Consider the following 12,463-nt stretch of genomic DNA (forward strand, 5'->3'; position numbering starts at 1 on the left):
CGGTTCGTGGGCCCCTCTCTCCGGAGAGACATCGAGTTACTCGAAGCGTGCGATCCGAACTGGCGGGGAATGTCCCGTTCGCGCGAACCATGCGCCGGCCTCGCTTCTCACCGACTCCCTCCGTTAGACAGATCCTGGAAGGCAAGGGACTCTCACCGGCCCGAGCACGATCGCCAACGGATACGGTCAATTGGTCGCCGGTCGGCTTAATGATGGTTGGTCAGCTTATCTGGTGACTATAGTCTTTCAGCATTTCGCCGGCCCGAAGCAGGCAGTCGTCGGTCGGATGAAAGACGAGGTCCAGACGATCTACTCGACGCTCGTGACGTATGTCCATCGGAGACCCGCTTCTTGCGGTGGAGCAAATACCGCCAAATATCCGCCACCGCCTCCAAGCTGATACGTGGCGATCTGACCGTAGCCAACAGCGGTCAATTCGCAACGCAGCAGCTCAATCGACCTGCCGTGCCATGAGGTGGGACGCTCGAAGTCGACAATTCCGGCTTCAATGCGGGCGCGAGATTGTAAAGGAAGGCATAGGGCTGGGGCTATCTCGTGATACATGTGCCCAAGGATGGCGACATCCAGCGACGAAGCGGGCAGGCGGGGGTCGTGCGGTTCGCCCATCACAAATATAACGTATCTCAGCCCCAGTCGTTCCGTTCGCCTCCTGAGCTCGATGAGGTAATCCCGCATCACATCCTGGGCGACGATAACCGTTCGGGCTGAAGAGGTATGAGAGACGGACCGTGCAGTAGCCGCTGCCTGCACCAATATCGCCGACTGTCATGCCTGGTTTCAGCTCAAGAAGACGTGCGACCTCACCGGCCTCATTCAGGAAGTCGCGGTGCTCCTCGGCGGAGCGGCTTAGGCTGGGGATCGGCGCAACCGGACGCCGAGGTGCGGGAAACTCCTTTGCGGGGATTCCTGTCGGGGCCAGATAATTAACGTCAGCGGCGTACGCGGGGGTGGTGCCCAGCGCCATGACCAGCCTCACTGTGCGGACCAGCGTTATCGTAGGTCCGCAAGGTATCAGGCGTGTCCGTCCACGTTGCGAAGGATCCGGGCCCAGGGTCATTACTCCAACCACATGCCGGAAGCGGTAGCCCACCTAGCGATTTGCTCCGATCTTCTACTCCTGATAACAGCGGCCAGGGCTAGCTGATGCGATGGTGTAAACTGCGAACGCGGGTAAGCCCAGTTTGCCTATGCGGGCTGACCTTGTCACGCCAATGAAGCATAGTCTTGCGAGGATCGGCCGGTTTTGGCGCAAACCGACATGCTGTCGAATCCGAACGTCTCACAAGAGCCAACAAAGAGAAGACCTAATAGCTCTTCGCGGCGCGATAGAAAGCTTCGACCTTGGCCCGGTCTTTTGAGTGAGCACCCTCGCGGTCGGTCTTCGTTTTCGAGTCAACGCCGGCAGGTTGGACCGATCGGATGGCCTCTTCGACGTTGTCTGGTCCGAGGCCACCAGCGAGTATTACCGGGGTGCGAACAGTCTCGACAATCGTTCGACTGACGCTCCAGTCATGCGTCACGCCCTGCGCACCGATTTGGATATCGCCTACTCGATGACTATCAAGTAGGATCCACTGAACAATTCCATCATAAGTGCGCGCCACGTGTACCGCCTCGGGTCCCGTCACAGATATGCTGCGAATGAATTTGAGTTTTGGCAGAGTCTTTCGCAGCGCCACGACATGATCAGGCGTAAGCAAGTCGTTGGAAGCGCCGAGGTGCACGATCTGGGGATTAAGCTCCCTGGCCATCCGTTCGATGAGATCGACATCCGCCGAGAGGAACAACGCTGAAAGTACAGACGGCGCCCGGATCGCTTTCATAACGGCAGCTGCTTTGTGAACCGGAAGCTCGCGAGGGAAGGAACCATCGCCGACAAGCACGCCGACATGATCTACACCAATTGAGGATATTGCTTCGGCTTCGGCGGGCGTCGCGACTTCGTAGATTTGCGTCAGCATTGTTCTACCCGGCCCTCTGGGCCACACACTGGGATCGGCACGGCGGCCTCCCCGCGGGCGGAACGTCTGGCGGTTCGTGCAGTCGACTAAAGCGTGATGGCATTAAGTTCGATAGCCTGAGTTTTTGAGGTAGTTGGCACATTCCTCGGAGGTGAAGGCGTCGAGGGCGTGGCCGATTGCGGCGCAGACTGCGTCGACGGTTCGCGCGGCGGCTTTGCGGAGCAGATGCTTGAGCTTGGCAAAGACCTGTTCGATCGGGTTCAGGTCGGGCGAGTATTTTGGCAGGAAAAACAGCTTGGCACCGACCGAACGGATGAGCTGGCGAACTGCCTTGCTCCTGTGGCTGCCGAGGTTATCCAGGATGACGATATCGCCGGGTCGAAGGACGGGCAGAAGAACCTTCTCGACATAGATGCGAAAGCTCACGCCGTCGATCGGCCCCTCGATGAACCATGGCGCCTCGATCCGGTCGTGGCGCAGGGCCGCCAGGAAGGTCATGGTCTTCCAGCGGCCGTGGGGAACCTTGGTGTGTAGTCTGTGCCCGCGCGGCGCCCATCCCCGCAAGGGTGCCATATCGGTCCTGGTCCAGGTCTCGTCGATGAAGACCAGCCGCTCAGCTTCGACGCGATCTTGATACTTTGTCCACTGGGCTCGCCGCCGCGCGACCTCAGGTCGATCGCGCTCGCCAGCCGCCACGCTTTTTTTTGAAGCTGAGCTTCTCGGCATGTACGAAGTCCCACACCGAGTGGTAGTCGACCTTCAGGCCACGTCCGGCAAGCTCGGCAACGAGACCGCGTATGGTGAAATCGCCATCCTTGATCCGTTGTGACAGCCAGACCGCGTGCTTGCCCGAAATTGCCTTCGGCTTGTAGCCGCCGATCTGGCTAGGCTCAACGCTGCCGGTCTTCTCGACCCGCTGCATCCAGCCGATGGCCGTGCTGATCGCCACCCCAAACTGCTTGGCGGCTCGATTGCGCGACATCCCGCCCTCGATCGCGGCTACGACACGTTTACGGAGATCCAGAGAGTAAGGCTTGCCCATCCATGCTGGCCTCCTATCCAGCCAGCATGGTGAATCAGAAACAAACTGGTTTGGGAATCCCAAATCGATTCAGACTAAAGCCATCCCGCTTTAGGCGTCTGCCAAGAGCTCGCGCACATTGAGGCGACCCCCGTCTGGCTTGCTGACGTAGAGATGGCTCTCAAGTGCGGACTGCATGTTCTCAAACATCGCGTAGAGATCGTCGCAATAGACCGAAGGATTATCGTAACCGTTCTTTTTGGAGAAACGATGCGGAAGATAGCCTCCGCCGCAGGCGTTCATGAACTTGCATTGCCGACACTTCGCGCAAAGATTGATTGAGGCATCCCGCGCGGCTTTCCAGCGAGGCTCGTTCCTGACCTCGTCGATCGCATGATCGAAGATGTTGAACGTGGTGCTCGTGAAGCCGTCGCCTGCAATCCGCAGTACATCGTGCGCCTCCACGGTGCCATCTGTCATGACGGTGCAAAGTTCGACAGGTTTGTGGCCCACGCCCTCGGTCGGCGAATTGTTGCTAAGCAGGGCAGTGATCATGTCAGAAATGATACGAATATTGGTCGTCGACTTTGTACGATTTGCCTCCAGCCACAAGTCGAACAGACCCTTGTAGAACGCGGCAATAGATGGCGGTTTCTCATCCACCGTCGCGTCGGGGATCATGATGTCGTAGTTGGAGATTCCACACGCAGCGAAAAAATCAGCATAGTGCTGTGGCGCGTGGACGGGATTGCAGACTGCCAGGGCAATTACGCCAATCTTACGCGATACCAGCATTCGAGCGGCACGTTCCACAGCGGCGTGGGTACCCGTACCCTGAAATGTTCTGCGATGAATGTCATGTATGTGTGCTGGCCCATCCAGACTGATCGCAACCGAAATGTGGCGGGCCTCGAAGCAGGCCAGCCATTCGTCATCGATCAACACGCCGTTGGTCGTGACCGCGATGGGAAATTCGCAGCCCGTCCGTGATGAAATAGCCTCGCAGGCCTCGGCAAAGCGATGGAAGTTCTCGACGCCCCATAGCAGCGGCTCGCCGCCGTGCAGAATGATCGGAAAATCGACGAGGGAGTATCTGACGACGTGCTCCTCGATGCGCTGCAGCAATTGATGCTGCACGTCAGGGCTCATCAGTTTGGGCTTGCTATAAACGGACGTATCGCGAAACCAGTAGCAATAAGAGCAGTCGATGTTACATCTCGTCGCAACCTTGACCAGCAACTGCGCAATCGGCAGATCCTGGAAGGCAGCAAAATCTGAACCGTCAGCCGACATGCCGATACCGAGCCGGGCTAGAAGAAACCTATCTAATACCCTCGAACAAATCCCCCTCGGCGGAACGCGCCCGCGCCCGGGGCGTACGCCGCCCTGCGAAAGGCGCCTGCATTAGCCCCTTTAGCAAAACCCCCTCGTCTGAAAGCGGCTTGGGTCGCCACGGGTTCCTCGGAGACAACGCCTTGCTCCGCACTCTGTCCGCGCAGATCGTTCAGCAATGCGTCGATACCCTGATGGTCGCTTTGAATTGTTGCCCCTGGCCCATGTAATTGTATGAGGCTGGCCAAAACCTTCAGCGTCGTAATCGGCATGGTCATGCTCCTCATTTTCGCGACGCGGTGCAGGGATCGAGCGAAAGGCCGGTGGACCGGCTGAAGCGGTGGCAAGGTATACCTTTTATATTGAAGTGGCAACGTGGTCGGCCGCCTAGGGACAAGGCAAGTTCAGGACATGCTCGTACGCAACGGCAAACGCAACGTTGATGCAAATCAAGCGTTCAAATTGACGCGTCAGAGCGGCGAAGCGAGAGCGTGGCTGGAGAGGTACACTCCGACTAATGGTAATTCACTGTACGTCCACTATTTTGTATAGAGCCGCAATTCTTTAGCGGCGATCTCGAAACGAGGTTTTGCATGACCTCTCATTGTTGGATCAGGCGGCTCTGCGCGCCGCTCCTCGCTTTAATTCTGACCGTCGGGCCGTTGGTTTCGTCGGTATGCGCTATTGAGGATGCTCGAAAGGTTGGCGTGGTGTCCTTTGGCCTTTTCGGCGATCAGGGCGTATTTAGAGCGGAGGCAACTGGCGCAGCTCAGGTCGTAGCGGCCCGTTTCGAAACTGGCGCGATCGACGTACAATACAATTCGAAGAAAGGCGGAGGTGCAACGATCGAAGCCTTGGCTAGTTCGTTGCAGGTCGCAGCCAATAGCCTGAATGCCGATAAAGATGTTCTCTTTCTGATTCTCACCTCCCATGGCTCTCCCGACGGACTTGCAATCAAGGCGGGGCGGCTCACACAAACACTGACGCCCTCTCGTCTCGCTAGCATACTCGCGAAGACTGGTGTGCGACATAAGGTGGTGGTCATCTCGGCTTGCTATTCCGGGGTCTTCATCCCACGTCTCGCGAATCCCGATGTGCTGGTCATCACTGCGGCCGACGCAAATCATGCGTCGTTTGGGTGTCAAGATAAGGCGAAGTGGACCTATTTCGGTGATGCGTTTTTTAACGTCGCGCTCCGGCGAGCCGTAAGCCTGAAGGATGCGTTTCTCGATGCGCGCTTGCTTGTCCAGAAACGAGAACTGGGGGAGCACTTCGAGCCGTCGAATCCTCTCATGGCCGGCGGTGCAAACGTGCAGTCATTGCTTGTTGCACGTCCTTGAACGACCGGCCGGGAGCCTCGGCTCCCAGACGAAGATTCGGTGAGCGCAACTTATAGAGCCCGCCCCGCAGAGCGGGCGCGCGAAGCGGCTGCCAGCCTACAGGAGCAGAAGATGATGAACCTGCTTCGGCCCAGAACTCGGCCCTCGGCCGACTTCTTTCCATAATCCGTGATCTACCTATTAGGGGCTACCGCCGCGTCACCGTAATTTCGGCGGTGCCACGGTTGTTCGCATAAAATGTACCGGCCAGTCTAGGCACGCCAACGACGGCGTCGTTGACAAAGAAAAATAGTTCGCCATCGCGCGTTGCGCGGATCACCTCTTCGATCGAATGGTCTTCTGGATCGGGATCCAAAAAGCTCTCCTCGCCTCCGACGCTGCCGGTCCTAGCGACGATCCTGAACCAGGGCCGGATCAATTCGCGGCGCATCGGGAGCGCAAACAGCATCGCTGCCCGTTCCCAGATCGTGGGCGGGTCCAGGCTATAGAAGCCTGCAGCCGTCGTCGCAATCGTCCGATCGAACCATTGCGGTTCCCTCGCTTTGATCGTGACGAGATAGCGCTGACCATCTTGAAGAAGAATGCCAGTGGGCGAGCACACTGAAGACGTGTCAAGGATCAGTCGTCGCGTTTCCCCCTTTGTCATTGCGGTCGGACTACTCTCGCTGCACACGAAGCCGGCATCGTCGATGACGATGTAGAGGAGGTGGTTGACGGCCATAATTCCGGCATACAGAAAGAAGACGGCTGAGAGGCGGGCCCCAACTGAAACTTCCGAAATCGTTTGGACCATTCGTACGGCGTGCTGGTGCGCAGCCGATAGATCCAGTTTTCCGGCGCGCTTGCGATAGTGGTGCCGGTCACCATAGAATTTTGCCAAATCGCGCCCATGTCGCTCTTGATGCGTGCCGAGAGCCGGCTTCCGATTAGCGAGAATGCCGCAACCGCCAGCGCGAGAACCAGGAAAGTAAGGGGACTGCGGGCATATCCGTTGATCCAGGGCGTGGCAATGGACGGAAGAAAGGAGCCGATGAGGCGAATGAGGTCGGAAAGCCACCGCACGGGACTGGAGAACTCATCTGAGGCCGGCAGGGCTTTCAGCAGCGGAAAAACCAGCAGCGCCGCGGAGGCAAAGACGTTTAAGAAGTATACGACGCGGCGAAGCCAAACCGTGTTCCAGACCGCTTCCTGCGCCTTCGCCCGCGCTTCACTCTGAGCGCTCGTTTCGTAGGGGTTGGCGGGGGCCGGAAGGATTTGGCCCTTGTCCGTGAGGACGTCATACCGCGACGGGATACCGAGTGGCGCGCAAGGATGTGCGTTGTTTTGGATGCGCCGAAAGACGCTCTCATGAATCTTTGGCTTATCGATCTTGACCCGATGGCCTTCGTCGCGCGAAAGGCGGTCGTGACACAGCTCGGCGAGCTTGCGCGGACCGTAGCGGTAATAACTGCCGAGGCCGCTGCGAGAGTCATAGAGCCGCCCGTCCTTGTCTCTGGCGGAATGCGTGGCGATCATACTATCCGGATCGGCGGTTGGAGCAGACTTGAAGCGAAGGCCGCACTTCTGGGCTTCGGTCATGATCCAGCACTGCGGGATCCTCGCCAGCGAATCGTCGGGATAACCGCCGCCGACATTGGAATGCATTCCGGAGAACCAGACTTGGCTGATGCGTTCCTCGGAGATCGGCCGCGGTTGTTCGGATTGGGCTGGCGTCTCCTTGCTCTCATCCCACAAGACGGGGTGAAATGTCGTGCGTTCATCGTCCAAGGCTAACGCGTGGCAGCCGCGTTTAACGCGGGGATCAAGCACCCGGCTTGGGAGCTCGAGCGGCCATATCCATTTGTTGACGCCGCGGGTCATTTCATCGACGGGGAGCCCGTAGGCCGCCACCGTATCCCAAAGGCCCAGGAAACGGATGCTCTTGACCGGCTTATTTCTGGCTGTGTCCTTAGGCGGCGGTATTTTTCGATCACCCCTGAACAAGCTCCACCAGACCGTATGATACTTGCGACGTCGATAGTCCTCGAACGCGGCAGTCGCGCGACTATCGAGATCGAGCTCATCTTCCGCCTCGACCAAGCCCTGATCCAAGATCAAGCCTACGACTACGCGGATTGTGAAAGCACCACGGCTAAAGCCGAAGCCGAATATCTCGTCACCGTCGTCTCGATAATTTCTGCAGATGAACTTGTAGATGTCGATGACATTGCGTTTCAGGCCGTAGCCGAAGGCGCCGCCGAGTATCGCGAGAGGTTTGAAGCTCGAGGTCCCAACCCCGTCGTCATAAAATGCGACCTGATCCGAATTCGAGAGATCGATTGCCTCGAATGTGCGCCATACATTAGTGCGCCAGACAGCGGCAGAGGAGTTGCCTGTGCCGTCAGAGAGAACAACGATTTTCTTCATCGCTTTGTCACTCAAGCGGTAGGACTACAAAAAGAAGTTATCGGTTTGCGGTTGTGTCGGGTGTGAGATGGTTCACAGATTCCGTGGCGAACGAGCGAGAATAGATTGAGCTACTTGATCAATTTTAGAATAGCCAAAGCGCCGCGCCGCTACGATCCGGTGCCTCTTGGACATTTCACACAATGATGGAGGTAGCCAGTGACGATCGTTCAATTCACTCGCTTCAAGACCGAGAAGCCCGAGGAAATGACCCCGGTCATCAGGCAGGCCAAGAAAATCTCGAGATGCACCAGTCCGGAGGGATGGCCGGCCCCGCGCTGACCGTGAAGACGTGCCCGGGCGACAATCTGATGCTTCACAAGGCGATGGCGATCGCCGATCCCGGCGATGTCATCGTGGTCGACGCGGGGGGCGATCTCACCAACGCATTGATCGGCGGTGCGTCGCCGGAAGCACCCACCGAACGGTTGCAGCAACGACATGCGGAAACTAGAAGAGACGGCTGTGAGGCTATTAGAGGCCACCGCTCGGAAGCTTCCGCAGGGGCCGGGTCGCGACGAATTACTTCGAGATATTGCGGGATTTCGTGCGCAGTTAGCGGCCGGGCTACCAAGCGAAGGTCCGAGGAATGGCGGGAAATAGCCGCGGCTGGTCGACATCGGATGAAGTGAAGAGGTAGAGCACCGATGTCCGATCGAGATGACACCACAACGAGCTCGCACGAAACGGCCGTCAAGCAGCTTCTAAGGCGAGTAGCCAGACGCAGACGCCCGAGTCAGAACATCTCTTCGGACGTGCCCCATCACCGTGAGACAGATCCAAACCGTGAGTTTGCATCCCATGGCGAGCCGAACGGCGTCGTGTGGTTTTTCCTCTTTCTGCCGGGATTTGTAATCGCCTACGTGATTTGTCTAAAGATTGGTGCCCTCTAGGTGCAACGACTCGTCACGCCAAGGAGCCAGCCAAGCAATTGCGACGCTGCCGTTTTGAACGTTCACTTACGATCTGGCGCTATCGTTTCGTAATTGACCTCCGACGTGATTTCTATGTCCAACGATCACGCAACAGGACGGCCCTGGTTGCCGGACGAAGAAGCGATGGCGTCCAAGCTGACGAAACCGCCAAACGCCTAGGACGGTCCCGGCAGGCGATATACGGCCGTACTCAGCGCTTTCGCAAGCAGCGAGGCCAGATCAGTCGAAAGAGCGGCGAAACCTTTTCGCAATGGCGAATGGCTGAGTGAATCACCGGCTAGGGCTGGGGCCGCGCCTCGCTGAAGGCGGGTACAAGTCGCAAGCCTAGTTGGCCCGGCGCCGGATTTGGGCAGGAACCGACGGCGCCCCCGCGGTTCGTTGATGGCTGCGGGCCACCAATGCCCGCAGAGCGGCCCCGGCCTACCCAGCCCGCTGCGTACCCGAGGCCGCTTTTCTGTTTCCCGCGCCGCGCCACCAAACATGCCAGCCGGACCCCGGACGCCGACGTCCCGAGTATCGGAGCCACGGTCTAGGCGTGGCATGTTGTTTGCTACGGTGACGGCCGAGCAACCATCGCCCTGGGGCTGGCTTCAGGCTATGGCGCTCGACCGCCTGGTCGCGGACCAGACCGCGACCAGGCACCCAGAATAGACGATGGTCACTTAAAGGGTCGCTCCGCCAAAGAAACCTTCCGGGTTACTCTCTTCATCCAGCAGCGACCTGCTCGATGTCAGTGCGGGGAGATGGTTTGGGAAGAGTAAGTGGCGAGCCAACATTATCGCGTTCTGATGCACCGGGACGCTGATCGGGATCACAGCAATTTGCTTTAGGTTCGCCGTCCTGACCTTAACGTGGCGCTGTCGCAACATCGCGTATGTTCCGTTCTGGAACACCGATTGGCGACTCAAACTTCAGCCCGAGTCCTGCAATCATTCCGCTCAGCCGGGGCTGGAAGTCGAGCATCATTCGCAAACATTGAATTTTCCCGGAAAAATGAGGCCGCAGGATGTGGGGCAGGGTCCTGCGGCCGTTTTCGTTCGCTGCCCTACGAGCGGATCACGCCGACGAAGCCCCCGCCACCGCTAGCAAACATTGTCGATTACTGGGTGGCTCCGAACGCGCGCGAGCTACTGCGCGTCGTGGGTGTGGGTAACTGACCGCCATGGCCCCATGGGCTAGGGTCTTTTGCGTGTTGCAGAATTAGCTGCTTTGGATGCCAGTCCGAACGATTTCGACAAGGGCAACGGTCACTAGAACGAACAAGATCTGTGACCAGATCCCTTCCGGCCAGTTGAGTTTCCGTTTGGTGTGAATCCAGATGCGAAAGCGCTGAAGCGACCTCAGGGGCTCCCTCGGGAGAGCAGTATGCGCAAGTTGCAGGGGATCTGGCACTATGCCGCCTATCGCCCCCCAGCAGCACCGCAAGCGAGGCAGTCGGAGTTGCGTACAGCCACATTGCAACGGCAAGTCCGACTACCGCGTCGAGTGAGAATCAGTTCTACCGGGCTTTCCATCAGGGCATATCGGCCGATGGCAGCTATCTATGTCCCGCCATTCCCTACCCCTGGTACACCAAAATCAGCCGCGAGGACGCGGACGCTCTCAAGGCATTTTTGAACTCGCTAGATCCCGTCTCGAGCTCTAGGAGAATTCTGCTCAGACACGTAGATATCGTGTTGCTGCAGACCTCGCAATCGAGGCGTCTGCAATGCGGCACACTCCGTCAAGCAACGACTCGCCCGATGGCTGCTCGTCGCCAGCAATGCCCTCGAGGACGATAAGTTGCCGCTCACCCACGAAGTCTTGGCTCATCTGCTTGGTGTTCGACGGGCAAGCGTGACCGAATGCCTTGAAGCACTCGAAAAAGGTGGGTTGATCCACAGCTTGCGCGGGCTCGTCAACATCATCAACTCTCACGCTCTCGGCAAGTCTCCTGCACCTGCTTCGACACGATAGCGCGGGAATATCGAAGCCAGTTGAATCCAGATGATGATGTCAAAGAAGACTGAGAAACTCCTTCACAAACACACTAGCGAACGAAGAACTCGGGCGTCCGTGCTGCGCGAGGCTACGCGGGGGCCTTCAAAGTGTCGAGACGCATGCACGCCGTCGAACGGCCCATCGAGGTCGACGGCCACGCCCTTCAGATTGATCTCTGCGTTGGCGCCGCACTGTATCCGCTGAGGATCGCAGTCAACGTCTCGGCCGCGCAGTTGCGCCGCGAGAATCTCGAAGCGCACGTCCGCCAGGCGCTGCGCGATAGCGGGCTGCCGGGCTCGCGGCTCGAGCTCGAAATCACCGAAGGCGTGCTGATCGAGGACATCGCGCGCGCCAAGAAGACGATGCAGTCGCTCAAGGCACCGGGTTCAAATCGCACTGGACGACTTCGGCACGGGATACTCAGTCATACCTGGAAGCTTTCCCCCTCGACCGAATCAAGATCGACCGATCCTTCGTGATGGCGCTCGGCCAAAACGATCGCTCGCTCGCCATCGTCCGGGCCGTGATCGGCCTCGCCCACGGCCTCGGGGTCCCGGTGCTGGCGGAGGGCATAGAGACCGAAGCCCAGATGACGCTCCTCCTGCAGACGGGTGCGACGAAATGCAGGGATATCTGATCGGCCGGCCGCGAAGTCTGGCGACCCCCAACAAAAGCAAGAGGCTCCCGCTCCAGGCCGCCTCCTGAAGGCCTTGCTCCGGTCGATTGGCTTGAGGCCGCGTTGCGTCTTGAGTGCCCTTGAAGCTTTGCATGCGCATCGCGCGTGCGGCCATGTCGGCCGTGGCCGCCGAGGAAGGATGCACAAGATGACCGGAGGGTTCAGGAGCGGCCGCGTTCGAACCCTTCGTTGAACAACTCTCCCAGACCAATCTGCAGCTGGTCGGCCCCTTCAGCAGCCAAGTCAGGCAAGCCCCGGTCTAACGATTCATCACACCCAGGCGGCAGCACGCCGGCCACCTCCGGAACTGATTTGTCTCGGTGCCGTTAAATCCGCTCAGAGGAGGAAATACAATGATCAAAGTGAAGCTATTGGCTGCCGCTGCGGCGGTAGCGACCTTGGTGGCTGCCCCCGCGGAAGCGCGGATCGTGCACCATCGCGGCCACTATTACGCCCATCACTATGGCGTCGGCCCCATCGGAGCTGCCGCTGGCCTCGCTGGCGCGGCTATCGGAACGGCTGGCGCTATCGCGACTGCACCGTTCCGAGGATCCTACGCCTACGACCGCGGCTACTATGATCGTCCCTATGGGTACGGCGAGCCCTATTACGAGCGCCGCGGTTATTACGGACCTGAGTGGTAACAAAACGGAGCGCGAGACCGTCTTGTTCTGTTCAAAGCCCCGGACAGCAGCTGTCTGGGGCTTTTCACGTCCGCAGAGCGACAAGGGCCTTGCTTGGCACGTAGCGGG

Annotated in this window: 10 protein-coding genes and 1 pseudogene; 6 read left to right on the top strand and 5 right to left on the bottom strand. The window is 58.7% G+C overall.

The window, feature by feature from the left end:
* Positions 1–1,325 precede the first annotated feature (1,325 nt).
* The 3 genes from ACVW16_RS01455 to ACVW16_RS01465 form a co-directional block, all read right to left on the bottom strand.
* The gene (locus ACVW16_RS01455; RefSeq protein ID WP_456705520.1) at positions 1,326–1,982 is read right to left on the bottom strand and encodes a phosphoribosylanthranilate isomerase; all 657 of its coding nucleotides are present in this window, start codon (positions 1,980–1,982) and stop codon (positions 1,326–1,328) included.
* A 102-nt stretch (positions 1,983–2,084) separates the two neighbouring features.
* A protein-coding gene (locus ACVW16_RS01460; protein ID WP_456704075.1) for an IS630 family transposase occupies positions 2,085–3,024 on the bottom strand; the annotation gives its coding sequence in 2 pieces (ribosomal slippage) (positions 2,085–2,687 and positions 2,689–3,024; 939 coding nt in all).
* Positions 3,025–3,114: 90 nt separating this feature from the next.
* Positions 3,115–4,296: a radical SAM protein gene (locus ACVW16_RS01465; protein ID WP_456705519.1), complete on the bottom strand. Its 1,182-nt coding sequence runs from the start codon at positions 4,294–4,296 to the stop codon at positions 3,115–3,117.
* A gap of 632 nt (positions 4,297–4,928) precedes the next feature.
* On the opposite strand from ACVW16_RS01465, the gene ACVW16_RS01470 reads away from it, so the two are divergent.
* Entirely contained in the window at positions 4,929–5,675 is a 747-nt protein-coding gene (locus ACVW16_RS01470; RefSeq protein WP_456705518.1) for a C13 family peptidase, read from the top strand.
* A gap of 187 nt (positions 5,676–5,862) precedes the next feature.
* Here ACVW16_RS01470 and ACVW16_RS01475 read toward each other — a convergent pair whose 3' ends face one another.
* Both ACVW16_RS01475 and ACVW16_RS01480 read right to left on the bottom strand, forming a co-directional pair.
* Positions 5,863–6,321, bottom strand: a complete 459-nt coding sequence (locus ACVW16_RS01475) for a hypothetical protein (RefSeq protein ID WP_456739236.1) — start codon at positions 6,319–6,321, stop codon at positions 5,863–5,865.
* Entirely contained in the window at positions 6,318–8,081 is a 1,764-nt protein-coding gene (locus ACVW16_RS01480) for a DUF2235 domain-containing protein (protein WP_456739235.1), read from the bottom strand. Before ACVW16_RS01480 ends, ACVW16_RS01475 begins: the two co-directional genes overlap by 4 nt.
* A 284-nt stretch (positions 8,082–8,365) precedes the next feature.
* On the opposite strand from ACVW16_RS01480, the pseudogene ACVW16_RS01485 reads away from it, so the two are divergent.
* The 5 genes and pseudogenes from ACVW16_RS01485 to ACVW16_RS01505 form a co-directional block, all read left to right on the top strand.
* Positions 8,366–8,518 (top strand): annotated as a pseudogene (locus ACVW16_RS01485) (RraA family protein); the annotation flags it as partial.
* Between the two features lie 2,205 nt (positions 8,519–10,723).
* A complete protein-coding gene (locus ACVW16_RS01490; protein ID WP_456802224.1) occupies positions 10,724–11,011 on the top strand; it encodes a Crp/Fnr family transcriptional regulator in 288 nt (95 codons plus the stop codon).
* A 143-nt stretch (positions 11,012–11,154) separates the two neighbouring features.
* Positions 11,155–11,514 carry an EAL domain-containing protein gene (locus ACVW16_RS01495; protein WP_456802208.1) on the top strand — a complete coding sequence of 120 codons (360 nt, stop codon included), beginning with the start codon at positions 11,155–11,157 and terminating at the stop codon, positions 11,512–11,514.
* Positions 11,514–11,672 carry an EAL domain-containing protein gene (locus ACVW16_RS01500; protein WP_456763878.1) on the top strand — a complete coding sequence of 53 codons (159 nt, stop codon included), beginning with the start codon at positions 11,514–11,516 and terminating at the stop codon, positions 11,670–11,672. The genes ACVW16_RS01495 and ACVW16_RS01500 overlap by 1 nt, the downstream gene beginning before the upstream one ends.
* A gap of 392 nt (positions 11,673–12,064) precedes the next feature.
* Positions 12,065–12,355, top strand: a complete 291-nt coding sequence (locus ACVW16_RS01505) for a hypothetical protein (RefSeq protein WP_456705514.1) — start codon at positions 12,065–12,067, stop codon at positions 12,353–12,355.
* The last annotated feature ends 108 nt before the right edge of the window (positions 12,356–12,463 follow it).

It is taken from the genome of Bradyrhizobium sp. USDA 4474 (assembly GCF_054057515.1).